Source organism: Pseudomonas sp. DD1 (assembly GCF_044510355.1).
In the GTDB taxonomy this organism is placed as follows: Bacteria; Pseudomonadota; Gammaproteobacteria; order Pseudomonadales; family Pseudomonadaceae; genus Aquipseudomonas; species Aquipseudomonas shahriarae.
Genome location: NZ_MSAJ01000009.1, coordinates 80343 through 104261, shown reverse-complemented (window position 1 = coordinate 104261; position 23919 = coordinate 80343). Strand labels below are relative to the sequence as shown.

The window sequence follows — 23919 nt, the reverse complement described above, 5'->3', positions numbered from 1 at the left end:
CACAGGCTGCCGCCAGACTCTCCCCATCAAAACAGGGAGAGACCCATGAACCGCAGTCTGCTATTCAAACTGGGCGCCATCGCGCTGCTGATCCTGCTATTGATGATTCCGTTGCTGATGATCAACGGCATCATCAACGAGCGCCAGGAACTGCGCGACGGCGTCGTGATGGACATTGCCCGCAGCTCCAGCTACAGCCAGCAGGTCAGCGGGCCATTGATGGTGGTGCCGTTTCGCAAGACCGTGCGTGAGTGGAAGCTCAACGAAAAACTCAACAAACGCTATGAAGTGCTCAGCGAAGAACAGGGCCGCCTGTACTTCCTGCCGGAGCAGTTCGAGCTCGATGGGCAGGTACAAACCGAACTGCGGGCGCGAGGAATCTACCAGGCGCGGCTGTTCCATGCCGACAACCGCATCAGCGGCCGCTTTGTGCTGCCGGCGCAAATGGGCATCAAGGAGGACTTTGCCGATTACAAGTTTGGCCAGGCATTTTTGGCGGTCGGTATCAGCGATATCCGCGGCATTGAAAACGCCCTGAAACTGGAGCTGGGCAGCCAACGCCTGGAGTTTGCCCCGGGCACCCAAGTGAGCTTTCTCGGCGCTGGCGTACACGTGATGTTGCCGACCCAGGACATTAAGAACCCCGCGCCGCTGGATTTTGCCTTCGACCTGCGCCTGCAGGGCACCGAACAACTGCAGATACTGCCGGTGGGCAAGACCAGCAAGGTCAAGCTGGCCTCCAACTGGCCCCATCCGAGCTTTGTCGGCAACTTCCTGCCGGCGCAGCGTGAGATCAACGACCAAGGCTTCAGCGCCAACTGGCAGACCTCGTTCTTCTCCACCAACCTTGAGGAATCGTTGTACGGCTGTGTGGTTGGCAGTCGCTGCGAGGACTTCAACGAACGCAGCTTTGGCGTGAACTTTATCGACCCGGTGGACCAGTACCTCAAGAGCGACCGCGCGATCAAATATGCGCTGCTGTTCATCGCTCTGACGTTCGCCGGTTTCTTCCTGTTTGAAGTGCTCAAAAGCCTGGCGGTGCACCCGATCCAGTATGCGTTGGTGGGGGTGGCCCTGGCGTTTTTCTACTTGCTGTTGCTGTCGTTGTCCGAGCATATCGGCTTTGCCTTGGCGTACCTGATCTCGGCCAGTGCCTGTGTGTTGTTGATCGGTTTTTACGTGTGCCATGTGCTGCGCAGCGTGGCCCATGGGCTGGGGTTTTCGACGGGGTTGGCGGCCCTGTATGGCTTGCTGTACGGGTTGTTGAGTGCCGAGGACTACGCGCTGTTGATGGGCTCGCTGTTGCTGTTCGGGCTGCTGGGTACGGTGATGGTGCTGACACGCAAACTGGACTGGTATGGGGTGGGCAAGCGTAAGGCGGCCGAGTTGGAGGAGATGCAATGATCGGGCTACGGGAGGATCAGCGGGAGAAGGCACAACTGGTGGGAAAAATTAACGCGCTGTTTCCGGAGTGGCGCGACACCTTTGTGGCTAATGGCCTTGTTGTGGCGAGGAGGCTTGCCCCCTCGCCACAACAAGCCTTGCTTGCCACCCATAACGGGTTGCTACAGGAATCAGGTCGGCGGCTGGGTCGCCAACATTGACGGCCGCTGACTGACCTCGGCGTACCAGGCGGCCAGTTTGGGATTGCTTGAACGCCACTGCAGGTCGGGGTGGCGGAAGTCCACATACGCCAGGGCGCAGGCGACGCTGATCGCGGCGATGTCGAAATGGCTGGCCAGTTCAGCGATAGCGTCCTGTTCCAATTCGGCCAGGGCGCGGCGGATTTTGTTGCGCTGCTCCTGCAGCCAGCTATCCCAGTGTTTGTCTGCCGGGCGCATGGCGGTTTCATAGCGTACCAGTACGGCCGCGTCCATGATCCCGTCGGCCATCGAGGCCAGGGTAAGGCGACGCCAGCGGGCCGAGCCGTCCCGGGGGATCAGCGGGTTGCCGACATGCTGGTGGTCGAAGTAGTCGAGGATCACCCGGCTGTCGTGCAACACATTGCCATCGGCCAGGCGCAGGGCCGGGATCTTGCCCAGCGGGTTGCCCTCGTTCAACGCGGTGATCGGGTTGACCGGCGTGACCAGCACAGTCTCCAGGACAACGCGGTCTTGCTGGCCGGTTTCGTGGAGCAGCACCAGGACTTTGCGGACAAACGGCGAGGCAGGGTTGTGGAACAAGGTCATGCTGGGCGCGAACATGGGCAATCCTCGGAAAGGGTCGGCCATAGACTAGACAGTTGCGAGGTGACTGGCGAGGGGGATCTTGGTTGTTTTTGCGGGCCTCATCGCAGGCAAGCCAGCTCCCACATTTTGATGTGTGAACACTGCCAACTGTGGCAGCTGGCTTGCCTGCGATGGCGTCCTCACGGTCGCCGCAGCAACCCCCAGACCAACCCACACACATTTTGATGTGTGAACACCGTCAACTGTGGGAGCTGGCTTGCCTGCGATAGCGCCCTCACGGCCGCCGCAGCAACCCCCAGACACCGATTGCCGCCGGGATCCCCAGCCCAACCCAGCTCAGGGAATCCCAACCCCCATCCCCCAGCAACGCCGCAAACAGTCCGGCAGCACTGAGCAGCCCGATCCCCAGCGGCACCCCGAACACCTTCCAGAAATTCGATTGCCTTGGCCTCATGACTTGGCCGCCTTGCGCCGCACCAGCCACAGGTATACGCCGCTGCCCAGCACGATGATGGTCAGCACATCCAGCACCGCCCAGAGGATTTTCATCGGCATGCCGCCATAGTCGCCAAAGTGCAGGGGCTGGGACATGCCCATGGCGTCCATGTACCACGGCCGCCCGGCCACGGCGGTGACGCTCAGGTCGCTGGCGTCGATCAGCACCGGGGTCAGCAGGTGCGAGGTCAGGTGCGTGCTGCCTTTCATAAACACTGCGTAATGGTGCTCGCTGGAAAAGCGCGTACCGGGGAACGCAATAAAGTCTGGGGTCATGCCCGGCGCGGCCTGCTCAGCAATCTTCAGCAGGTCGGTGGCCGGCGCCCGCGAGGTCAGCGGTGGCGCGTTCTTATAGGGTTCGATCATCGCGGTGAGGCTGTCACTGCGCCATGCGGCGATGATCAAGTCGGCACTGGCGCTGATCACCCCGGTGACGCCCACCACCAGGGCCCAGGTCAGGGTGACGACGCCGATCAGGTTATGCAGGTCCAGCCAGCGCAGGCGCGTGGACTTGTCCTGGCGCACCGTGGCGAACTTCAAGCGCCGCATAAAGGGCAGGTACAACACCGTGCCGGAAACAATCGCCAGCACAAACAGCACGCCCATAAAGGCCAGCAGCAACTTGCCCGGCAGGCCGGCGAACATATCCACATGCAGGCGCAGCAGGAACATCGTCAAGCCGCCATTGGCCGACGGCATCTCCACGCTTTCCCCGGTGCGCGCATCGAGCATAAAGGTGTGGGACGAATTGGGCTCGGTGCCGGCGGTGGCCGCCATGATCGCAACCACCCCGTTCTTGTCGTCCTCATCCCAGGCCAGGTACTGCATGGCTTCGCCCGGGCGATGGGCCTGGGCCTTGGCCACCAGTTGCTCAAGGTTGAGCTGCGGAGTATCGGCCGGCATCTGCTTGAGCTCGGGTTCGTTGCCCAGCAGGTGATCGATCTCGTGGTGAAAGATCAACGGCAAGCCGGTCAGCGCCAGCATCAGCAGGAACACAGTGCAGATCAGGCTGGTCCAGGTGTGGATGAAGGACCAGCGGCGGATGGTTGTGCTTTTCATTTTCTAGCCTTCAGACACACCAAAGCCGCCCACGGGGCGGCCTGGTTGTTAACTCAGCCGATTACCACTGGTAAGTGGCACTGGCGACGACGCTGCGCTGATCACCGTAGTAGCAGTAGGAGGCATCACAGGTGGAGATGTACTGCTTGTCGAACAGGTTGGTGGCGTTCAGTTTTACCGAGGCACCTTTGAGGCTGTTGTCCAGGCGGCCGAGGTCGTAATGCACCGCACCGTCGAATACGGTGTAGGCATCAGCCTTGCCTAGCCAGGTATTGCCTTGGTCGCCGTAGGTGTTGCCGGTGTAGCGGGCCCCAAAGCCGATACCGAAACCGTCGAGCACACCGTCGTGCCAGGTGTAGTCGGTCCACAGGGAGGCTTGCTGGTTGGGTATCAGTTGCAGGCGGTTGCCTTTGTAGATGCCTGTTTGCACCTCGGATTTGGCCAGGGTGTAGGCGGCGATGACCTTGAGGTTCTCGGTCACGTCAGACACCGCTTCCAGTTCCAGGCCCTTGACCTTGACTTCGCCGGCCTGGTCGGTGATCGACTCGCCAGCCGAGCCGAATCGAGTGACCAGCACGTTTTTCTGGGTCAGGTCATAGACCGCCGCGCTAAGCAGGGTATTGGAGCCAGGTGGCTGATACTTGACCCCCAGTTCCCACTGCTTGCCTTCGGTAGGTTTGTACGACTTGACCGGGTCGACGCTGGCGTTGCTCGCTGGCTGGAATGATTCGGCGTAGGACAGGTACGGTACAAAACCTGAGTCGAACACATAACTCAGTGCCGCGTTGCCACTGAAGTTCTTGCTGCGGTCGGTGTTGGTCGCGTCGCTCTTGTTGAGGTACGTGGTGCCTTGATGCACCCAGTCTTCACGGCCGCCCAGGGTCAGGCGCCATTTGTCCAGGGCCATCTGGTCTTGCACGTAGAGGCCGGTCTGGACGGTTTTTTGGTCGTAGTCGTAGTACGCATCTTTGCGCGCCGGGCGCTCAATTGGCTGCCCATAAACTGGTTTGTAGATGTTAACGGTCCCGGCGCCGCCGAAAATGGACAGATAGGAGGAATTAGTGCGCTGATGATCCAGGCCTATCAGCACAGTGTGGTTGATATTGCCGGTAGCGAAGTCGGCCTGGAAATTGTTGTCCACTGCAAACTGATCGATGTCCTCGTCCACATTGGTCGAGGAACGGCTGATGTTGCCCTCAGCATCTACCTGGGACCAGCCGTGGGCACCGACAGTCAGCTGCTGAAACGACAACTCCGACTTGGTGTAACGCAGGTTTTGCTTGAACTGCCAGGTATCGTTGAAACGATGTTCAAAGGCATAGCCCAATGCGTAATAGGTACGGTCGTAGAACTCGTAGTCCGGGTCACCCAGGTTCTTATGGTGCGAGACCTCACCCAGCGGTGATTTGATCTTGGTGCCCACGATCGGCAGGAACTGGCTGGTGGCGCCGGTATCGTCGCGAGTGAACTGCGAGAGCACGGTCAGCTTGGTATCGGGATCAATGTTCCAGGTCAGGCTGGGCGCAATGTTGTAGCGCTTGTTGTCGATGTGATCGACCTGGGTGCCGGCATCGCGCACCACGCCGCTGAGGCCATAAAGAAACTGACCTTCATCGTCAATCTTGCCGGTGCTGGCGAAGTTGATCTGGCGATAGTTGTCGCTGCCGTATTGCACCTGGATGGCATTGCTCGATTCCGCGCTGGGGCGCCGGCTGACCATATCCAGCAGACCGCCTGGCGGGGTCTGGCCGTAGACCGACGAGGCCGGGCCGCGCAGTAGGGCGAGACGATCAAGGTTCCAGGTTTCCGCTTTCGGGTTGGCGTACACACCGCGAGGCAATGGCAGGCCATCGAGGAAATGGGTGGGTTCGAAGCCACGCACACGCATCCAGTCGTATCGGGTATCACTGCCGTAGCTGGCGGACACGATTCCCGGCATGTATTTGACCGCGTCATCCAGGTTCTGAACGTTGCGGTCCAGCATTTGCTGGCGGGTGGCCACGGAAATCGAGCGGGGTGCTTCTACCAGGGCCGTATCAGTCTTGCTCCCCGCCGCCGTCCGCGTAGCAACATAACCCTCCACCGGCCCCCACGCGCTCTCGTAATTCCCCTGCCCGGTGATATTGGTCTCCGGCAGCGACACCACACCCTCTGGAATCGCCACCAGGGTGTAGGTGCCTGCGCTGCTCTGCTCCAACTGCAACCCCGTCCCACGCAGGGCCTCGCGCAGTGCGCCCGGTGCATCGAACTGGCCCTTGACCGGGGCCGAGGTCTTGCCGGCGGCCAGTGCCGGGCTGAGGGTCAGGGGGAGGCCGGCCTGGCTGGCGATCTGGTTCAGGGTGCTGGCCAATGGCGCAGCCGGCAGGTTGTAGGCGCGCACACTGGATGCCTGTTCGGCGGCGAACAGCGAGGTGCTGGTCAGCGGGGCGCTGAGGGCGATGGCCACGGCTAGCAGGCTGGGGCGCAACAAGGTGTCTAATGTGCGGGACATAGGGCGGCTCCGGAATGGAAATATTTCTCAATTGCCTAGGTGCCGGACGAGAATCAAAAAGTGATAGGGCCAAGTGAAAATAAATCTGTGAATGCTTACGCGCTCTTCGTAGCTTTTGCAGTCGGCGAAGCGATTGAGGTTGAGTGCACCGGCCACCCCGCAGCGCAGTCGGCATTCAGCGACCAGCGCCTCGGTAGCGGGGGCGCAGAGGGCTTTGTTTTCGACATTGCCTTTATTCAATTATTGCTAACGGAACCGTCTGGCACGGGCCTGGCGGCCACGTTAATCCACCACGGCGTATGTTGCTCGATCTGCACCGGCAGGGTCGGCAGCAGCGCGTTAAGCGCCAGCGTGGTGTCGTGCAGCGGGAAGCTGCCGGTGATGCGCAGGTCGGCGACGTTTTTATCCACACCCAGGTAGCCGGTGCGGTAGCGCGCCAGTTCCTCGACCACATCCCCCAGCCGCGCGTTGTCCACCACCAGCATGCCGCGGGTCCAGGCGTCGGTGCCGGGGGTTACGGCCAGCGACGGGCCGAGGCTGTTACGGCGCATCAGCACTTGCTGACCTTCCTTGAACACCTGCTCCTGGTGCAACGCCTCGGGCTGCGCCGCAACCGCCGACTGCAACACGCTGAGCCGCGTGCCGTCGTCCTCGCGCTTGACGATAAACCGCGTACCCAGGGCGCGCAGGCTGCCGTCGCGGGTCTCGACAACAAAGGGGCGCCCATCGTTGTGCCCGGTTTCGACGAAGATCTCACCTTCCTGCAGCACGATTACTCGGCGCTTTTCGTCAAAACGCACGTCAATGGCGCTGTGGGTGTTGAGGTTGATCAGGGTGCCATCTGCCAGTTTCAGCGTGCGCTGTTCACCGGTGGCGGTGCGTTGGTCGGCCAGCCAGTAGTTGATCGGCACGTAGCGCTGGCCGGCGAACACCGCCAGGCCGCAGACCAGCACCACACTGGCCAGGCCGCTGCCGAACTTGCGCACCCGTTGCCGAATGCCTTCGCGCGATTGCAGCAGCGCCGCCCGTGCCGGGCCGCTGGCCACGCTGAAGCGCTGGTCGAGCATGCCCAGTTGGCGCCAGGCGCGGGCGTGTTCTTCGCTGCTGGCCAGCCATTTGTTGAATGCTTCATGCTCCACGGCGCTGCTGTCCCCGGAGTCCAGGGACAGTTGCCAGGCAATCGCCGCATCCAGCACCCGTGCGCTGACCGGTCTGGAACTGACCTGGCTCACAACGGCTGGCCATACAGGGCGATGTAGCACTGGCGGATCCCCTGGGCCAGATATTGCCGTACCCGGGGCACCGACACGCCGAGGCGCTGGGCGATTTCGGCGTGGCCCAGGCCGTCCAGGCGGTTATAGAGGAACGCGGCGCGGGCCTTGCTGGACAGCTTGCCGAGCAGGTGGTCGATGGCTTTGAGGTCTTCGAGGATCAGGTGCTGTTCTTCCGGGGAAGGCTGTTCGCTTTCCGGGATCAGCATCAGTTCAGTGAGGTAGGCCTGCTCCAGCGCGGCGCGACGAAAGTAGTCGAACAACAGGCCCTTGGCGACAGCCACCAGAAACGCCCGGGGTTCGCGGGGTTCACGCAGTTCTTCACGGCCCAGCAGGCGCATGAAGGTGTCCTGGCTCAGGTCCTCGGCACGACTGGGGCAGGCCACGTTGCGCCGCAGCCACGCCAGCAGCCAGCCGCGATGGTCACGGTACAACGTGCCAACAAGCTCACTGTGGGGACTTTGGGCTGACGACAAGGCATCACCAATCGAGATGTTTAAACTAACGAGAATTATTCGCGATTGTGGCAGAGGTGGCGGATGGGTGCAATTGGCGTTGGTCGGGCGGGACGGATGCTGCTGAGGGGGCTTGCTCCCGTTTCAGGGCCGCTTCGCGCCCCAACGGGAGCAAGCTCCCTCGCCACAGGTTACCGATTGCCTCTATTAACTGAACGGCAGCCGTTAGAAGGAAGGGGCTTGTTTGCGACGTTTCCACTGGCTCAGGCGTTGTTGCAACGCGGCAGGGCTGTCCAGCCCTTGCTGGCGGGCACGGCTGAATAGAATCAACATCAATTCTGCGGTGGCCAGGGCATCGGCGCTGGCGTGATGGCGTTCGCCCACTTGCAGGTTGAAATGGGTAATCCAGTCATCCAGGCCGGCTTCGCGGATATGCGCCTGGGGGCACAGCATGGGCGCCAGGTCTGCCACGTCGAGGAACGGATGGGTCAGGCGATAACCCAGGCTGTCCTTGAGCGCTCGGCCAAGCATGTGCTGGTCGAATGGTGCGTGGAACGCCAGCAGCGGGCTGTCGCCGACAAAGTCCATGAAGTCCAGTAACGCTTCGGCTGGATCGCAACCGGCGGCGATCGCACTGGGGCCCAGGCCATGGATCAGCACGCTGGGGCTGAGTTTGTTGTCGGCCCGTTGCAGGGTACGTTCGAACTGCTGGGAAAAGTCGACGGCGCCGTCTTCGATCACCACCGCGCCAATCGACAGCACCTGGTCGCGATTGAGGTTCAGGCCGCTGGTTTCCAGGTCCAGTACCACCCAGCGCTGCTCGCGCAGACTGTGTTCGCCGAGTGCCTTGGGGGCAGCCAGTTGTTGCAGGCGCGCCTGTTGCTGGGCATTCAGGCCTGGCCGGGCAGGGCGCAGCCAACTGAACAGGCTCACAGCTGATACCTCAGGGCCAGGCTGCTTTGCAGGCGTTGGGCCTGGCGCAGGGACTCACGCAGGATGCGCCGGTCCAGGTGGTTGAGGCTGTCGGGGTCGACCCGGTTGGAGTAGGGCTGGTTCTCGCGGGTTTGCAACTGGTGCTGCTGCATGCGGGTTTGCTGGATAAAGTGGTAGGCCTCTTCATAGGCCGCGCCGTCCAGGCGTTCGATCACCTCTTTATCCACCAGCTGACGCAAGCGCTCCAGGGTGTTGTTGGTGGCGATGCCATTGGCCAGGGCCAGCAGGCGGGCACCGTCGACGAAGGGCGTGAGGCCCTGCACCTTGAGGTCGAGGGTGGCCTTGTCCGAGCCTTTACGCGTCAGCACGAAGTCACGGAAGCGCCCCACCGGCGGACGCTGGCGCAAGGCGTTCTCGGCCATCATCCGTTGGAACAGGCGATTGTCCGCCACTTGCTCAAGCATGCCCTGGCGCAGTTGCTCGCAGCCTTGCTCATCGCCCCACACCACCCGCAGGTCGAAATAGATGCTGGACTTGAGCAGGTTCTCTGGCGTCGCTTCGCGGATAAATGCGGCAAAGCGCCGGGCCCATTCGGCACGGGACAGGCACAGCTCGGGGTTGCCGGCCATGATATTGCCCTTGCACAGGGTGAAACCGCACAGCGCCAGGCTTTGATTGATCTGCTGCGCCAGGGGCAACAGCAGGCCACGAATCTCGGCGGCGTGGGCGGCATCGCGGGCATCGAACAGGATGCCGTTGTCCTGGTCGGTGTGCAGCGTCTGCTCACGGCGGCCTTCGCTGCCAAAACACAGCCAACTGAATGGCACGCCGGGGTCGCCCTTGTCTGCGATGCTCAGCTCGATGACCCGGCATACCGTGTGATCGTTGAGCAGGGTGATGATATGGGTGATCTGGGTCGAGGACGCGCCGTGGGCCAGCATGCGCTCCACCAATTGGCTGATCTCGCCACGGATCGCCACCAGGTTTTCCACCCGTGGTGCATTGCGGATGGTGCGTGCCAGGTGGACCAGGTCAACCCGTTGCAGGGAAAACAGATCGCGCTCGGACACCACTCCACACAGGCGCCGATCCTTGACCAGGCACACATGGGCGATATGCCGCTCGGTCATGGCAATCGCTGCGTCGAAGGCGCTGTGATCCGGGCTGAGGAAGAAGGGCGCCTGGGTCATATGCTGTTCGATGGCCTGGGTGAAATCGCTGGTGCCTTCGGCCACGACATGGCGCAGGTCACGCAGGGTGAAAATCCCCAGGGGCGCCTTGTGTTCATCGACCACCACAATGCTGCCGACCTGCTGCTCATGCATCAGCGTGACCGCCTCACGCAGCGGCGTCCGCGGGCTGCAGGTCACCGGGTGGCGCATGGCCAACTCGCCCAGGCGGGTGTTCAACGAATACTGGGTGCCGAGGGTTTCCACGGCCTTTTGCTGGACTTGCTGGTTGACCTGGTCCAACAGGCTGCTGACCCCACGCAAGGCAAAGTCGCGAAACGGCCCGGACAGGGCAAACAACTTGATAAACGCCGGCTTGTTCAATTGCAGGCAGAACGTGTCTTCGGCGGCCTTGTGCTCAGTTCGCGTCGCCCGTTCCCCCAGTAGCGCGGCCAGGGGGAAGCATTCGCCGGTGGTGATTTCGAAGGTGGTTTGCGCCGAATCCGGCCGCTCGCCGATCACCCGCCCCTGTTTGACGATGTAGAAGTGCTCCACAGGGCCTGCCGACGGTTTGAGAATGCTCTCGCCGGGGCCGTAGAAGCGCAACTGGCACTGCTCTACCAGAAACGCCAGGTGGGCGTTTTCCATCTGATTGAACGGAGGGAAGCGTTGCAGGAATTGCAGGGTGCCGTGAATGTTCTGCAATACCGCAGTTTTCCCTGCCTGGGTGAAAGCATCAGCTTTACTCATAACCATGACCGCAGTTTTTTTGTCGTTATCGTCCCTCATGGTCGACCCCCACGCGGCGGGTGCCCATTGGACGTAAGTCTAGGTAGCTATCCGGCCTTCAATGACTAGGGAAAAACCTTACATGAATATCGTCCAGACCCCGTAGAACGCCCACTAGGAAAACTATCCGACGAAGTGCACATTGTTCGCCCTTCCGGTGATGTCTGACTTCTGTGCTGGGAGATTGAGTGCAACTGCTGAGAAATATATGCCCGACCAAGATATTTTGAGCGATGCCGAGCGCGAGGCGCTAAGCGCCGTGATGCTGGAGCCTGATCTACCGCCGCAGCGGGTACTGATCGTTGATGACGATAAAGATGCCCGTGAACTGTTGGCGGAGATTCTTGGGCTGGATGGCATTCGCTGCATGACGGCAGACAGCGGCGAGGCGGCCTGGGAACTCTTGAATGCCAGCACATCCATTGGTTTGTTGATCACCGATTTGCGCATGGCGCCCAGCAACGGCCTGGAACTGATCCGCAAAGTACGCGAGTCCACCCGGGCTGCGTTGCCGATCATCATCATGTCGGGGGATGCCGAGGCACCGGACGTGATCGACGCGATGCACCTGAGCGTGGTGGACTTTTTGCTCAAGCCGATTGATAGCGTGAAGTTGGCGAAGATGGTCAAACGCGAGCTGGGGATGGCGCAGTAGGGGGGGGGTACCGTTGGTCAGTACTGTCAGATTTCACAGTATCGGCGGTTTGAGTGGCGCTTGTTTAATCGTTGGGAGGGAGCTGGTTTGGGATCAGCGCCTCTAAATGACGCGAACAGGAGTTCATTATGAGTACTGAAAAAAACAACCCGCAACACAGCGCTAATATTCACGCCTCTATCAATGGTCAGCAGGAGGTTTTTTCTCCGAATCAGTTTTTTGGTATCCCTTCCCAGGTCAGAATGGACACAGATATTACTACCCACCTGACAATTAATTACGGGCAGGACCTGAAGAACGGGACTCATACCCTGACGCATACTCAGTTTGGAATTGAATATTTAGATGCAACCGGAAGCACATTCACTCATCCAGTTGCAGGCACCATCGTTGTGAAAGTCGTCGGTAATAACCATACCGGTCAGTTGATCGGCTTGAAGGTTGACGGAACGGGCTCAGGGCAAGGCAGTAAGTTGGAGCTGTCGGGTAGTTACCTGATTGTAGTTTCAGGTTAAGCATGCAACATAAAAAAGCCCCGGTCATAGGACCGGGGCTTTTTCATTTCAATGACCAGTTACAAACCATTCTTGGCCTTGAACTCCCTACGCCGACGATGCAGCACCGGCTCGGTATAACCATTGGGCTGCTTGGTCCCTTCAATCACCAACTCCACCGCGGCCTGGAACGCGATATTGCTGTCGAAATCCGGTGCCAGCGGGCGGTACAGCGCATCACCGGCATTCTGCCGATCCACCACCGGCGCCATGCGCTTGAGGCTTTCCATGACCTGGGCTTCGCTGACCACGCCATGGCGCAGCCAGTTGGCAATGTGCTGGCTGGAAATACGCAGGGTGGCGCGGTCTTCCATCAGGCCCACATCGTTGATGTCTGGTACTTTCGAGCAACCCACACCCTGGTCGATCCAGCGCACCACATAGCCGAGGATGCCCTGGGCGTTGTTGTCCAGTTCGTTGCGGATTTCTTCCTCGGACCAGTCGGTATTCTGCGCCAGGGGGATGGTCAGGATGTCGTCCACCGACGCGCGTTCGCGCTTGGCCAGTTCGGCCTGGCGGGCGAATACATCGACCTTGTGGTAATGCAGCGCGTGCAATGCCGCGGCGGTCGGCGACGGCACCCAAGCGGTGTTGGCACCGGCCAGCGGGTGCGCGATTTTCTGCTCGAGCATGGCCGCCATCAGGTCGGGCATGGCCCACATGCCTTTACCGATCTGCGCACGGCCTTGCAGGCCGGTGCTCAGGCCGATATCGACGTTCCAGTTCTCGTAGGCGCCGATCCATTTTTCGGCCTTCATGGCAGCTTTGCGCACCATCGCGCCCGCTTCCATGGAGGTGTGGATTTCGTCGCCGGTACGGTCGAGGAAGCCGGTGTTGATAAACACCACGCGCTCGCTGGCCGCCTTGATGCAGGCCTTGAGGTTGACCGTGGTACGGCGCTCCTCGTCCATTATCCCGACCTTGAGGGTGTTGCGCGGCAGGTTCAGTACGTCTTCGATGCGGCCGAACAGCTCGTTGGTGAACGCCGCTTCTTCCGGGCCGTGCATCTTCGGTTTAACGATGTACACCGAGCCGGTGCGGCTGTTCTTGCGGCTGTTGTTGCCATTGAGGCTGTGGATCGCCGCCAGGCTGGTGATCAAGCCATCGAGGATGCCTTCGGGCACTTCATTGCCCTGGGCGTCGAGGATCGCGTCGATGGTCATCAGGTGGCCAACGTTGCGCACGAACAACAGCGAACGACCATGCAAGGTCACGGCATTACCATCGACACCGGTGTAGGTGCGGTCGGCGTTCATGGTGCGGGTGAAGGTCTTGCCGCCCTTGGCCACTTCTTCGGCCAGGTCGCCCTTCATCAGGCCGAGCCAGTTGCGGTAGATCACCACTTTGTCATCGGCATCGACGGCGGCAACGGAATCTTCGCAGTCCATGATGGTGGTCAGCGCGGCTTCCATCAGGATGTCTTTGACGCCGGCGGCGTCGGTCTGGCCGACCGGGGTGCTGGGGTCAACCTGGATTTCGAAATGCAGGCCGTTGTGCTTCAACAAGAGTGCGATGGGCTGGGCGGCGTCGCCCTGGTAGCCGATCAACTGGGCGTCGCTGCGCAGGCCGCTGTTGCTGCCGCCCTTGAGGCTGACCACCAGCTTGCCGTCGACGATCTTGTAACCGGTGGAGTCAACGTGGCTGCCGGCGGTCAGCGGTGCGGCTTCGTCGAGGAAGGCACGGGCGAAGGCGATGACTTTGTCGCCACGCACCTTGTTGTAGCCCTGGCCTTTCTCGGCGCCGTTGGCTTCGCTGATGGCGTCGGTGCCATACAGTGCGTCGTACAGCGAGCCCCAGCGCGCGTTGGAGGCGTTGAGGGCGAACCGCGCATTCATCACCGGCACCACCAGCTGCGGGCCGGCCATGCGGGCGATTTCGTCATCGACGTTTTGGGTGGTCGCCTGGAAATCCGCCGCTTCTGGCAGCAGGTAGCCGATATCTTGCAGGAAGGCTTTGTAGGCCACCGCGTCGTGGGCCTGGCCGGCATGGGTCTGGTGCCAGGTATCGATTCGCGCTTGGAAATCGTCGCGTTTGGCGAGTAGGGCTTTGTTCTTCGGTGCCAGGTCGTGGATGACCTTGTCGGCACCGGCCCAGAACTGGTCGGCGGTCAGGCCGGTACCGGGAATGGCTTCGTTGTTCACGAAGTCGAACAGGACTTTGGCGACCTGCAGGCCACCGACTTGAACGTGTTCAGTCATTGCTTGCCTCACTCTGCGGAGCTAATTCGCTTTTCAGCTTTTCAATTTACCAATGAAGCCTCTGGCCATTTAAACCACAAACCCGGCACCAGTACATGCCATCACGGCGGCTGGGTGGTTCCAATCAACGGCGCAAGGCTTGCTGACGGGGTGTTCGGGGTTACGACGGCGCCTGGGCAGACATCGACCTAACGTTATGTAGTGCGCGCCGAGGCATACTACATGATGAGTTGCGGTTGTGAAAATTAGACTAAATACGTCGTTTAGCGACCCACTTTGGTTGTACGGTCACAGCGGGGTATGGGATGTTCTCAAAAAACCAATGGATTGTTCCAGATAAATATAAAAATGGTACACGATTTGTTTTTCCTCACCGCCATGCGATCAATGTAGGAGCTGGCTTGCCTGCGATGGCCTCTACACCGCAGCACCCGCATCGCCGGCAAGCCAACTGCCACATGAGCCAACCGATACCCGTATCTGCCTATACTGGCTAATCCACAACAAGAGGGCTGTTGCCATGGACCATCTCGTACTTACCGTGATCGCCGCCGACAAACCCGGCGTGGTCGAACGTGTTGCCCACTGCATTGCCGAGCGCGGCGGCAACTGGCTGGAAAGTCGCATGGCCCATATGGCCGGGCAATTCGCCGGGATCCTGCGGGTCAGTGTGCCGATGGAAAACCGCAGTGAGCTGGTCAGCGCCCTGGAGGACCTGTCCACCCATGGCATCCGCGTGCTGGTGGGCGAGAGCAGCGGCGCGCAAGCCTCGGCGAGCAAACCGATCCTGATGACCCTGGTGGGCAATGACCGGCCGGGGATCGTGCGCGAGATCACCGCGCTGTTGAGCAAGCAAGGGGTCAACCTGGAACGCCTGAGCACCGACGTGCGTCCGGCGCCCATGAGCAGTGACCCGTTGTTTCACGCCGAGGCCGCGTTGGCGGTGCCGTCCAGCCTGGCACTGGACACGCTGCAAGCCGCCCTGGAAACCCTGGCCGATGATTTGATGGTGGAACTGCAACTGCGCAGCGAGGAATAACCGTCCACAGGGTTGTTCATCTAAATCTTGCATGGGCCTGTGGATAAGCTGTAGAGACCCGGCGCCAGGCCACGCCGGCCGTGGCGTGTAGTGTATTGAGCAAAAAACGAGCAATTTCAACGGCTTGTGCACAAACGCCGGGGATCAGGTTGTGGATAACCTTGGGGTGAAACCCTGTAAGCCACGCCGGCCGTGGTCTACAGGGTTTTGTACGTTATTTGATCAGCGTTTGCGCAGGCTCAGCCATGCATCAACGCTATACACCGCCAGCCCGGCCCAGATAAACACGAACGCCACCAGGCTGGCGGGGCTCATGTGTTCGTCGAACAACAGCACCGCTTGCAGCAGCACCAGGGTCGGCGCCAGGTACTGCAAAAAGCCCAGGGTGGTGTAGGGCAGATGCCGTGCCGCAGCGTTGAAGCAGACCAGGGGAATCAATGTCACCGGGCCTGCGGCCACCAGCCACCAGGCCTCGGAAGTACTCCAGAATGCCAGGTTGGCGCTATGGGCTGTGGGGTTGAGCAGCAGCCACGCCAGGGCAATCGGCACCAGCATCCAGGTTTCCACCACCAACCCGGGTAGCGCCTTGACTGGCGCCTGCTTGCGGATCAAGCCATAGAAACCAAAGGTCAGCGCCAGCACCAGCGACACCCACGGCAAGCTGCCGACCTGCCACACCTGTTGCGCAACGCCCACGGCGGCCAGCCCGACGGCCACCCACTGCAAGCGCCGCAGGCGTTCGCCGAGGAGCAGCATGCCCAGTAGTACGTTGACCAGCGGGTTGATGTAGTAACCCAGGCTGGCCTCCAGCATGCGCCCGCTGTTGACTGACCACACATAGCTCAGCCAGTTGCCCGCGATCAATGAGCCGCTCAACGCCAGGATCGCCAGGCGCTTGGGGTTGTCCCGCAGTTCGCGCCACCAGCCGGGGTGTTTCCACACCAGCAACAGCAAACCGCCGAACAGCGCCGACCACAGCACGCGGTGGACGATGATTTCGGCCGCCGGGACGCTGGCGATGGCTTTGAAGTAGAGCGGGAACAGGCCCCAGATGACGTAGGCACTCAGGCCCAGAATGTACCCGCGACGCGGGTTGGCGGCTTGCATGCAGAATCCTTGCTTAGGCAGCTAACAATGCCGCAATTGTAAGGATGTTTGTCAGGAAATGCGTGCTGACTTTTTGTGGCGAGGGCACAAGCCCCTCGCCACAGCGAGGCCAGTGTCAGAACAGTTTCAGGGGCTCTTCGTTGAGCGCCGACAATTGCTCGCGCAGCGCCAGCACCTGGTCCCCCCAATACCGCTCGCTGCCAAACCACGGGAAGCTGTGCGGAAATGCCGGGTCATCCCAGCGCCGTGCCAGCCACGCGCTGTAGTGCATCAGGCGCAGGGCACGTAGCGGCTCGATCAGCGCCAGTTCGCGGGGATCGAAGTCGTGGAATTCCTGGTAGCCATCCATCAGTTCCGACAGTTGCCCCAGGCATTCCTGACGATCACCAGCAAGCATCATCCACAAATCCTGCACCGCCGGGCCCATGCGACAGTCGTCGAGGTCGACGATATGGAACATCTCGTCGCGGCACATCATGTTGCCGGGGTGGCAGTCGCCATGCATGCGGATGTTCTTGTGCGGCGTGGCGTTGTACACATCTTCCACACGCTTGAGCAGGTCACGGGCCACGGATTCGTAGGCAGGCAACAGGCTCTTGGGGATGAAATTGCCTTCAAGCAGGGTGTTCAGGGAGTCGTGACCGAAGTTCTTCACGCCCAGGGCTTCGCGGTGCTCGAAAGGGCGGGTGGCGCCGACCGCATGCAAGCGCCCGAGCAACTGCCCGAGGCGGTACAGCTGATCGAGATTGCCCGGCTCCGGCGCCCGGCCACCACGACGGGGGAACAGGGTGAAACGAAAGCCCGCGTGTTCGAACAGGCTTTCACCGTTATGGATCATCGGGGCGACGACCGGGACTTCGCACTCGGCCAGTTCGAAAGTAAAGCGGTGTTCTTCGAGGATCGCCTCGTTGGTCCAGCGCTGGGGGCGATAGAACTTGGCGATCAATGGCTCGGAGTCTTCGATGCCGACCTGATAGACGCGATTTTCGTAGCTGTTGAGCGCCAATACGCGAGCATCGCTGAGGAAACCGATGCTTTCGACAGCATCGAGAACCAGGTCGGGGGTCAATGTTTCAAACGGGTGGGCCATGCGAACTCCTGCGCGCAGCAGGTCGCCGCGTCCGGCCGGGTATGGTATCGCACCGGGCCTAGGATAGGTGGCGCGTGTGCCATTGCTATCGCGGGCAAGCCCACACAATGTTTCTGTGTACACCGCTCAAATGTGGGAGCGGGCTTGCCCGCGATGAGGCCCTAAGCCGGCGTACCCAACAGCACATTGCTCGGCGCAAACTGCACCTGAACCTGCGTGCCTTCACCCGCCCCCAGCGCCTTGAGCTGCTCGGGCGCCGCCAGCGCACACAGCACCAGGCCATTGGGCAAGGCAATGCGCACCTCACTGGGGCCATCCTCTGCATCAAGAACCGCCTCGACCTGGCCGCCAAAGCAGTTAAACCCAGGCACCGGCGCCTGGTCGGCAGCGATCAGCTCCAGCCAGCCGGCCTTGATCAACGCCACCACTTCAGTGCCGATTTCCAGCTCCAGGCGCAGCGTGCTGTCGTGGGTGATCTGCGCATCGAGGGTCAAGCCGCCGGCCAGTTCCAGGCGCACCCGGTCATTGCGACCATGGCTATCCATGGCGATCACCTGGCCATGCAATTGGTTACGCGCACTGGTGCGCAGCATCAGGCGGCCCAGCAGGTTGAAGTCGCTGGCGTCTTCGGCGGCCTCCAGCACTTGGGCTTGCAGGGTTTGCAGGCGCTGATACAGGCGCAACACCCGCTCGCCCTCTGCCGAGAGTCGCGCACCGCCGCCGCCCTTGCCGCCGACGCTACGTTCGACCAGCGGTTTTTGCGCCAGGTTGTTCAGTTCATCAATGGCATCCCACGCGGCCTTGTAACTCAAACCCGCGCTTTTCGCCGCCCGGGTGATGGAGCCCTGTTCGGCGATGTGTTGCAGCAAGGCGATGCGTTGCGGGCGACGGACAATATGTTGGCTCAACAGTGATGGTAAAGGCATGGAGAACGGCTGCACACTGATTTGGAATGCACCGGACGTTGCGGGCAGGCGGCGCCAGAGTCAAGTCATGTGCCGGGCTTGGGCGTGCGCGCCAGGCAGTACACGTCGACCTGGCGCGCGCCGGCGTGTAGCAGCAGGCGGGCCAGGCTGTGGGCGGTGGCGCCGGTGGTCAGCACATCGTCCACCAGCGCCAGGTGCTGGCCGCGCACCTGTGCGTCGGGGGCCAGGGCAAACGCCTTGAGCAAGTTGCGCTGGCGTTGTTTGGCAGCCAATTGTTGCTGGGCGATGGTGTCTTGAGGGCGCAACAGCACGTGTTCATCCAAGGCCAGGTCGAGGTCTTGGCTTAGCCAGCGGGCGAGCATGGCGGCTTGGTTATAGCCGCGCTGGCGCAGGCGTTTGGCGGCCATCGGTACGGGAAGCAGGCGGTCGGGGCGGGTCAGTTCGGCGTTGTCGAAGCCGTCTTGCAGACATTGCCCCAATAGATTGGCCAACAGATGGCCCAGAGGCCATTTGCCCTGATGCTTGAAGCGGCTGATCAGGCTGTCCACCGGGAAGCCGTAGGTCCAAGGTGCGGTCACCTGATGGAACGCCGGCGGTGAGCGCTGGCATTCGCCGCAGATCAGCCCGCTCATCGGCAGCGGCAGGGCGCACACGCGGCAGCCGTCCGTCAGCCACGGCAGATCGAGTTCGCAGGCGTTGCACACCGTTGAAGGCGAGTCGGTGGCTTCATCACAGATCAAGCAGGTTTGGTTGCTTTTTGACCAGATGTAAACTTCGTGTTTGTGCCTGGGTTGACAGTGCATGAATCTTCCTTAAATATGCCGAGCATCCGTGTCGTGCCTGTGGGTATTGCCCTGCCCACAGCGCTTGCCCAAGCATAAACAAGGAATCGCCCATGAGCGCCAGCCTCACTGCCACTCTGCGTCACGACTGGTCTTTGGCCGAAGTCAAAGCCCTGTTCGTCCAGCCGTTCAATGATTTGTTGTTCCAGGCGCAGACCGTGCACCGCGCGCATTTCGATGCCAATCGGGTGCAGGTGTCGACGTTGCTGTCGATCAAAACCGGTGCCTGCCCGGAAGATTGCAAATATTGTCCGCAGTCGGGCCACTACAACACCGGCCTGGAAAAAGAAAAACTGATGGAAGTGCAGAAAGTCCTCGAAGAGGCTGCACGCGCCAAGGCCATCGGTTCGACCCGTTTCTGCATGGGTGCGGCCTGGAAGCACCCGTCGGCCAAAGACATGCCTTATGTGTTGCAGATGGTCAAAGGCGTGAAGGCCATGGGCCTGGAAACCTGCATGACCCTCGGCCGTCTCGACCAGGACCAGACCGAGGCCCTGGCCCAGGCCGGCCTCGACTACTACAACCACAACCTGGACACCTCGCCGGAGTTCTACGGCTCGATCATCACCACCCGCACCTACAGCGAGCGCCTGCAAACCCTGGCGTATGTGCGTGATTCGGGGATGAAGATCTGCTCGGGCGGCATCCTCGGCATGGGCGAATCCCTGGATGATCGCGCCAACCTGCTGATCCAACTGGCCAACCTGCCGGAGCATCCGGAGTCGGTGCCGATCAACATGCTGGTCAAGGTGGCCGGTACGCCCCTGGAAAATGCCGAGGATATCGACCCGTTCGACTTTATCCGCATGCTCGCCGTGGCGCGCATCCTGATGCCGAAATCCCACGTGCGCCTGTCCGCCGGCCGCGAGGCAATGAATGAGCAGATGCAGGCCCTGGCGTTCTTTGCCGGTGCCAACTCGATTTTCTACGGTGACAAATTGCTGACCACCGCCAACCCGCAGGCGGACAAGGACATGCAACTGTTCTCGCGCCTGGGCATCCTGCCGGAAGCCCGCGAAGAGCATGCCGATGAAGTGCACCAGGCGGCGATTGAGCAGGCGTTGGTCGAGCAGAAAAGCAGCGAGCAGTTCTACAACGCCGCCGTCTGACCCCCATCTCCCTGTTGGAGTGCAATCCAAATGTGGGCGCTGGCAAGCCAGCTCCTACAGTGGGGCGAGTTCAACCTGATCTACCGAGGCCAGCATGTCTTTCGATCTCGCCGCGCGCCTCGCTGCCCGCCGTACAGACCATCTCTATCGCCAGCGCCCACTGCTGCAAAGCCCCCAGGGGCCGCAGGTGGTGGTAGACGGCAAGCCGCTATTGGCCTTTTGCAATAACGACTACCTGGGCCTGGCCAATCATCCGCAAGTTATCGAAGCCTGGCAGGCCGGGGCTTCCCGCTGGGGCGTCGGCGGGGGGGCTTCGCACCTGGTGGTCGGCCATAGCACCCCGCATCATGAGTTGGAGGAGGCCCTGGCCGAGTTCACCGGGCGCCCGCGTGCCTTGCTGTTCACCACCGGGTATATGGCCAACCTCGGCACCGTCACCGCATTGGTGGGGCAGGGCGATACGGTGCTCGAAGACCGCCTCAACCACGCGTCCCTGCTGGATGCGGGTTTGCTCTCCGGCGCGCGATTCAATCGCTATCTGCACAACGATGCGCCCAGCCTGGCCAAGCGCCTGGAAAAAGCCAGCGGCAATACTCTGGTGGTCACCGACGGTGTGTTCAGCATGGACGGCGACCTGGCGGACCTGCCGGCGCTGGCCCGCGAAACCCGGGCCAAGGGCGCCTGGCTGATGGTGGATGACGCCCATGGCTTCGGCCCGTTGGGCGCCACGGGGGGCGGGATTGTCGAGCATTTCGGCCTGAGCCAGGAGGATGTGCCGGTGTTGGTCGGCACCCTGGGCAAGGCCTTCGGCACCGCCGGGGCGTTTGTGGCTGGCAGTGAGGAACTGATTGAAAGCCTGATCCAGTTCGCCCGCCCATACATCTACACCACCAGCCAACCGCCGGCGCTGGCCTGTGCGACCCTGAAAAGTCTGGAGCTGCTGCGCAGCGAGCACTGGCGACGCGAGCATCTGTGCACGCTGATCCGTCAGTTCCGCCAGGGCGCCGAGCAGATCGGCCTGGAGCTGATGGACAGCTTCACGCCGATCCAGCCAATCATGATTGGCGACAGTGCCCGGGCGATGCGCCTGTCTCAGATGCTGCGCGAACGCGGGATCATGGTCACGGCCATCCGCCCGCCCACGGTGCCGGCCGGCAGCGCGCGCTTGCGCGTGACCTTGACCGCCGCCCACAGCGAGGCGCAGGTACGACTATTGTTAGACGCATTGGACACGTGTTTCCGTTTGTCAGGCCGGGAGTCCGACCATGCGTGATCGACTGATATTGCTCCCCGGCTGGGGCCTGGGTGTCTCGCCGCTGGAGCCTTTGGCCGCCGCCTTGCGCGGTTTGGACGAGCACCTGCGGGTAGATATCGAACCGTTGCCGGCGCTGGCGGGCAGCGACCTTGACGAATGGCTCGACGAACTCGACGCCACCTTGCCCGATAACGCCTGGCTGGGCGGCTGGTCGTTGGGCGGGATGCTCGCCTCTGAGTTGGCGGCACGGCGTGGCGAGCGCTGCTGTGGCCTGCTGACCTTGGCCAGCAATCCATGTTTTGTGGCGCATGAGGGCTGGCCCAGCGCGATGCCGGCGCAGACTTTCGATGCATTCCTGGCCGGTTGCCATGCCGACTCGCAAGTCACCCTCAAACGTTTCGGCCTGCTGTGCGCCAAGGGCACGCAAGACCCACGGGGCATTGCGCGCTTGCTGGTCAGCAGCGCGCCGGCTACCCCCTCCAGTGTGCTGATGACCGGCCTTGAACTGCTCGCGCAACTGGATACTCGCGAGGCCTTGCAGGCCTTTCGTGGCCCGCAGTTGCATCTGTTTGCCGGCCTGGATGAGTTGGTGCCCTGTGAGGCGGCTATTGAGTTGTTGAAGTTGCTGCCAGATGTCGAAGTCGGTCTGATTGAACAGGCTGGCCACGCTTTCCTACTGGACAACCCCCACGGAGTGGCGGGGGCGATCCAGGCCTTTTTGCATGAGTGCGGTGATGACTGATTTGTCCCATCCTCCACTGCCGGGCGCCTTGCCCGACAAGCGCCAGGTCGCGGCGTCGTTTTCCAGGGCGGCGGCCAGTTATGACAGCGTGGCCGCGTTGCAGCGTGATGTGGGCGGCGAACTGCTGTCCCGTCTGCCGTCAGCCTTGCTTCCGCAGCGCTGGCTGGACCTGGGGTGCGGCACCGGGTATTTCAGCCGCGCATTAGACAGTGTGTTCCCCGAGGGCCAGGGCCTGGCGCTGGATATCGCCGAAGGCATGCTTAATCACGCCCGGCCATTGGGCGGTGCTGAGTATTTTATTGCCGGGGATGCCGAGCGCTTGCCGTTACAGGATGCAAGCTGCGAGTTGATCTTCTCCAGCCTGGCAGTGCAGTGGTGTGCCGATTTTGCCGCGGTGCTCAGTGAAGCCCGGCGCGTGCTGCAGCCTGGCGGTGTGCTGGCGTTTGCCAGCCTGTGCGTCGGCACCCTGGACGAACTGCGCGAAAGCTGGCGGGCGGCGGATGGGATGGTGCACGTCAATCGCTTCCGCCCGTTCAGTACTTATCAACAGCTGTGTGCGGACAGTGGCTTGCGTGTGGTCAGCCTGGAGCAACGTGCCCATGTGTTGCATTACCCGGATGTGCGCAGCCTGACCCACGAATTGAAAGCATTGGGCGCGCACAATCTGAACCCGGGGCGCCCCGGTGGCTTGACGGGCCGGGCACGGGTTGTTGCACTGGTGCAGGCCTACGAGCAGTTTCGCCAGACCCAGGGGCTGCCGGCAACCTATCAAGTCGTGTACGCCGTATTGGAGAAACCATTATGAGCGCCGCCTATTTCATCACCGGCACGGACACCGATGTCGGCAAGACCACCGTCGCCGCAGGCCTGCTGCATGCCGCACGGCAAGCGGGCAAGAGCACGGCTGCCGGCAAGCCGGTGGCCTCGGGCTGCGAAGTGACCTCCCGTGGCTTGCGCAACGCCGATGCCCTGGCCTTGCTGGCCGAGTGCTCGTTGCCGCTGGCTTATGCCGAGGTCAATCCACTGGCCTTCGAGCCCGCCATCGCGCCGCACCTGGCGGCCCGTGAAGCTGGTGTGGCGTTGACCGTGCAAGCGCTGCTCAAACCAATGCGGCACATCCTCGATAAACACGCGGACTTCACCTTGATCGAAGGCGCAGGCGGCTGGCGCGTGCCGCTGGCCGATCAGCATAACCTGTCCGACCTGGCCAAGGCCTTGGGGCTGCCGGTGATCCTGGTGGTGGGCGTGCGTCTGGGCTGCATCAATCATGCATTGTTGAGCGCCGAAGCCATCGCCCGGGACGGTTTACCGCTGGCGGGGTGGGTGGCCAATATCATCGACCCGAAGACCTCCCGTCTGGAAGAAAACCTCGCCACCTTGGCCGAACGCCTGCCGGCGCCCTGCCTGGGCCGAGTGCCAAGGCTCAAGCAGCCCACGGCCGAAGCAGTGGCCGGTTACCTGCAACTGGACTTGCTTGATTAGTTTTTCCTAGCGATAAGGCATTATGCCATTAGTGTTATTGACGGGCCTTTTGCCAGATTGTCTGCTTCA

22 protein-coding genes are annotated in these 23919 nt (G+C 61.6%); 9 read left to right on the top strand and 13 right to left on the bottom strand.

All coding sequences use genetic code 11. The features are described from left to right. Positions 1-45 precede the first annotated feature (45 nt). Positions 46-1404, top strand: a complete 1359-nt coding sequence (gene creD, locus PSFL_RS07375) for a cell envelope integrity protein CreD (RefSeq protein ID WP_397469854.1) — start codon at positions 46-48, stop codon at positions 1402-1404. Positions 1405-1574: 170 nt separating this feature from the next. Here creD and PSFL_RS07370 read toward each other — a convergent pair whose 3' ends face one another. From PSFL_RS07370 to PSFL_RS07335, 8 genes are all read right to left on the bottom strand, one after another. After that, a complete protein-coding gene (locus tag PSFL_RS07370; protein ID WP_115129158.1) occupies positions 1575-2204 on the bottom strand; it encodes a glutathione S-transferase in 630 nt (209 codons plus the stop codon). A gap of 259 nt (positions 2205-2463) precedes the next feature. Next, complete coding sequence (locus PSFL_RS07365; RefSeq protein ID WP_057960823.1) at positions 2464-2643, bottom strand: hypothetical protein; 180 nt, start codon at positions 2641-2643, stop codon at positions 2464-2466. After that, a complete protein-coding gene (locus PSFL_RS07360) occupies positions 2640-3743 on the bottom strand; it encodes a PepSY domain-containing protein (protein ID WP_120734259.1) in 1104 nt (367 codons plus the stop codon). The genes PSFL_RS07365 and PSFL_RS07360 overlap by 4 nt, the downstream gene beginning before the upstream one ends. A gap of 61 nt (positions 3744-3804) precedes the next feature. Further along, positions 3805-6234, bottom strand: a complete 2430-nt coding sequence (locus PSFL_RS07355) for a TonB-dependent siderophore receptor (protein ID WP_397469853.1) — start codon at positions 6232-6234, stop codon at positions 3805-3807. Positions 6235-6470: 236 nt separating this feature from the next. Then, positions 6471-7466, bottom strand: a complete 996-nt coding sequence (locus PSFL_RS07350; protein WP_397469852.1) for a FecR domain-containing protein — start codon at positions 7464-7466, stop codon at positions 6471-6473. Next, positions 7463-7981 (bottom strand): RNA polymerase sigma factor, encoded by a 519-nt coding sequence (locus PSFL_RS07345; RefSeq protein ID WP_273870982.1) that lies wholly within the window; start codon positions 7979-7981, stop codon positions 7463-7465. Before PSFL_RS07345 ends, PSFL_RS07350 begins: the two co-directional genes overlap by 4 nt. Before the next feature lie 204 nt (positions 7982-8185). Then, a complete protein-coding gene (locus tag PSFL_RS07340) occupies positions 8186-8893 on the bottom strand; it encodes a PolC-type DNA polymerase III (RefSeq protein ID WP_057960819.1) in 708 nt (235 codons plus the stop codon). After that, a complete protein-coding gene (locus tag PSFL_RS07335) occupies positions 8890-10812 on the bottom strand; it encodes a putative nucleotidyltransferase substrate binding domain-containing protein (RefSeq protein WP_057440285.1) in 1923 nt (640 codons plus the stop codon). The genes PSFL_RS07340 and PSFL_RS07335 overlap by 4 nt, the downstream gene beginning before the upstream one ends. Before the next feature lie 247 nt (positions 10813-11059). On the opposite strand from PSFL_RS07335, the gene PSFL_RS07330 reads away from it, so the two are divergent. Together PSFL_RS07330 and PSFL_RS07325 are read left to right on the top strand one after the other, a co-directional pair. Next, on the top strand, positions 11060-11506 hold the full coding sequence (locus PSFL_RS07330) for a response regulator (protein WP_057440286.1): 447 nt from the start codon (positions 11060-11062) through the stop codon (positions 11504-11506). A gap of 128 nt (positions 11507-11634) precedes the next feature. Beyond that, on the top strand, positions 11635-12021 hold the full coding sequence (locus tag PSFL_RS07325; protein ID WP_057960818.1) for a hypothetical protein: 387 nt from the start codon (positions 11635-11637) through the stop codon (positions 12019-12021). Positions 12022-12080: 59 nt separating this feature from the next. Here PSFL_RS07325 and PSFL_RS07320 read toward each other — a convergent pair whose 3' ends face one another. Further along, entirely contained in the window at positions 12081-14258 is a 2178-nt protein-coding gene (locus PSFL_RS07320) for a malate synthase G (RefSeq protein ID WP_057960817.1), read from the bottom strand. Positions 14259-14778: 520 nt separating this feature from the next. Here PSFL_RS07320 and PSFL_RS07315 point away from each other — a divergent pair. Beyond that, positions 14779-15297 carry a glycine cleavage system protein R gene (locus PSFL_RS07315; RefSeq protein ID WP_057440288.1) on the top strand — a complete coding sequence of 173 codons (519 nt, stop codon included), beginning with the start codon at positions 14779-14781 and terminating at the stop codon, positions 15295-15297. 222 nt (positions 15298-15519) lie between these two features. Here the strand turns inward: PSFL_RS07315 and rarD are convergent, their stop codons facing one another. The 4 genes from rarD to PSFL_RS07295 all read right to left on the bottom strand — a co-directional run bounded on the left by rarD (position 15520) and on the right by PSFL_RS07295 (position 19223). Then, positions 15520-16404, bottom strand: a complete 885-nt coding sequence (gene rarD, locus PSFL_RS07310) for an EamA family transporter RarD (protein ID WP_397469851.1) — start codon at positions 16402-16404, stop codon at positions 15520-15522. A 115-nt stretch (positions 16405-16519) separates the two neighbouring features. Beyond that, the gene (locus PSFL_RS07305) at positions 16520-17494 is read right to left on the bottom strand and encodes a serine/threonine protein kinase (RefSeq protein WP_273871908.1); all 975 of its coding nucleotides are present in this window, start codon (positions 17492-17494) and stop codon (positions 16520-16522) included. A gap of 161 nt (positions 17495-17655) precedes the next feature. After that, positions 17656-18420 carry a TOBE domain-containing protein gene (locus tag PSFL_RS07300; protein ID WP_397469850.1) on the bottom strand — a complete coding sequence of 255 codons (765 nt, stop codon included), beginning with the start codon at positions 18418-18420 and terminating at the stop codon, positions 17656-17658. Between the two features lie 65 nt (positions 18421-18485). Next, positions 18486-19223, bottom strand: a complete 738-nt coding sequence (locus PSFL_RS07295; RefSeq protein WP_169960138.1) for a ComF family protein — start codon at positions 19221-19223, stop codon at positions 18486-18488. Between the two features lie 92 nt (positions 19224-19315). On the opposite strand from PSFL_RS07295, the gene bioB reads away from it, so the two are divergent. From bioB to bioD, 5 genes are all read left to right on the top strand, one after another. After that, a complete protein-coding gene (gene bioB / locus PSFL_RS07290) occupies positions 19316-20371 on the top strand; it encodes a biotin synthase BioB (protein WP_057440290.1) in 1056 nt (351 codons plus the stop codon). Between the two features lie 94 nt (positions 20372-20465). Then, positions 20466-21644, top strand: coding sequence for an 8-amino-7-oxononanoate synthase (gene bioF, locus PSFL_RS07285; RefSeq protein WP_397469849.1), 1179 nt, complete (start codon positions 20466-20468; stop codon positions 21642-21644). Further along, positions 21637-22368 (top strand): alpha/beta fold hydrolase, encoded by a 732-nt coding sequence (locus tag PSFL_RS07280; protein ID WP_198800066.1) that lies wholly within the window; start codon positions 21637-21639, stop codon positions 22366-22368. Before bioF ends, PSFL_RS07280 begins: the two co-directional genes overlap by 8 nt. After that, on the top strand, positions 22361-23173 hold the full coding sequence (gene bioC / locus PSFL_RS07275) for a malonyl-ACP O-methyltransferase BioC (RefSeq protein WP_057960811.1): 813 nt from the start codon (positions 22361-22363) through the stop codon (positions 23171-23173). The genes PSFL_RS07280 and bioC overlap by 8 nt, the downstream gene beginning before the upstream one ends. Continuing rightward, positions 23170-23850: a dethiobiotin synthase gene (gene bioD / locus PSFL_RS07270; protein WP_057440293.1), complete on the top strand. Its 681-nt coding sequence runs from the start codon at positions 23170-23172 to the stop codon at positions 23848-23850. Before bioC ends, bioD begins: the two co-directional genes overlap by 4 nt. The last annotated feature ends 69 nt before the right edge of the window (positions 23851-23919 follow it).

Bases quoted from the DNA above. Each gene is read 5' to 3' on its own strand.
- creD (WP_397469854.1), top strand. From the start codon at position 46: ATGAACCGCAGTCTGCTATTCAAACTGGGCGCCATCGCGCTGCTGATC.
- PSFL_RS07370 (WP_115129158.1), bottom strand. From the start codon at position 2,204: ATGTTCGCGCCCAGCATGACCTTGTTCCACAACCCTGCCTCGCCGTTT.
- PSFL_RS07365 (WP_057960823.1), bottom strand. From the start codon at position 2,643: ATGAGGCCAAGGCAATCGAATTTCTGGAAGGTGTTCGGGGTGCCGCTG.
- PSFL_RS07360 (WP_120734259.1), bottom strand. From the start codon at position 3,743: ATGAAAAGCACAACCATCCGCCGCTGGTCCTTCATCCACACCTGGACC.
- PSFL_RS07355 (WP_397469853.1), bottom strand. From the start codon at position 6,234: ATGTCCCGCACATTAGACACCTTGTTGCGCCCCAGCCTGCTAGCCGTG.
- PSFL_RS07335 (WP_057440285.1), bottom strand. From the start codon at position 10,812: ATGAGTAAAGCTGATGCTTTCACCCAGGCAGGGAAAACTGCGGTATTG.
- PSFL_RS07330 (WP_057440286.1), top strand. From the start codon at position 11,060: ATGCCCGACCAAGATATTTTGAGCGATGCCGAGCGCGAGGCGCTAAGC.
- PSFL_RS07325 (WP_057960818.1), top strand. From the start codon at position 11,635: ATGAGTACTGAAAAAAACAACCCGCAACACAGCGCTAATATTCACGCC.
- PSFL_RS07320 (WP_057960817.1), bottom strand. From the start codon at position 14,258: ATGACTGAACACGTTCAAGTCGGTGGCCTGCAGGTCGCCAAAGTCCTG.
- PSFL_RS07315 (WP_057440288.1), top strand. From the start codon at position 14,779: ATGGACCATCTCGTACTTACCGTGATCGCCGCCGACAAACCCGGCGTG.
- rarD (WP_397469851.1), bottom strand. From the start codon at position 16,404: ATGCAAGCCGCCAACCCGCGTCGCGGGTACATTCTGGGCCTGAGTGCC.
- PSFL_RS07305 (WP_273871908.1), bottom strand. From the start codon at position 17,494: ATGGCCCACCCGTTTGAAACATTGACCCCCGACCTGGTTCTCGATGCT.
- PSFL_RS07300 (WP_397469850.1), bottom strand. From the start codon at position 18,420: ATGCCTTTACCATCACTGTTGAGCCAACATATTGTCCGTCGCCCGCAA.
- PSFL_RS07295 (WP_169960138.1), bottom strand. From the start codon at position 19,223: ATGCACTGTCAACCCAGGCACAAACACGAAGTTTACATCTGGTCAAAA.
- bioB (WP_057440290.1), top strand. From the start codon at position 19,316: ATGAGCGCCAGCCTCACTGCCACTCTGCGTCACGACTGGTCTTTGGCC.
- bioF (WP_397469849.1), top strand. From the start codon at position 20,466: ATGTCTTTCGATCTCGCCGCGCGCCTCGCTGCCCGCCGTACAGACCAT.
- PSFL_RS07280 (WP_198800066.1), top strand. From the start codon at position 21,637: ATGCGTGATCGACTGATATTGCTCCCCGGCTGGGGCCTGGGTGTCTCG.
- bioC (WP_057960811.1), top strand. From the start codon at position 22,361: ATGACTGATTTGTCCCATCCTCCACTGCCGGGCGCCTTGCCCGACAAG.
- bioD (WP_057440293.1), top strand. From the start codon at position 23,170: ATGAGCGCCGCCTATTTCATCACCGGCACGGACACCGATGTCGGCAAG.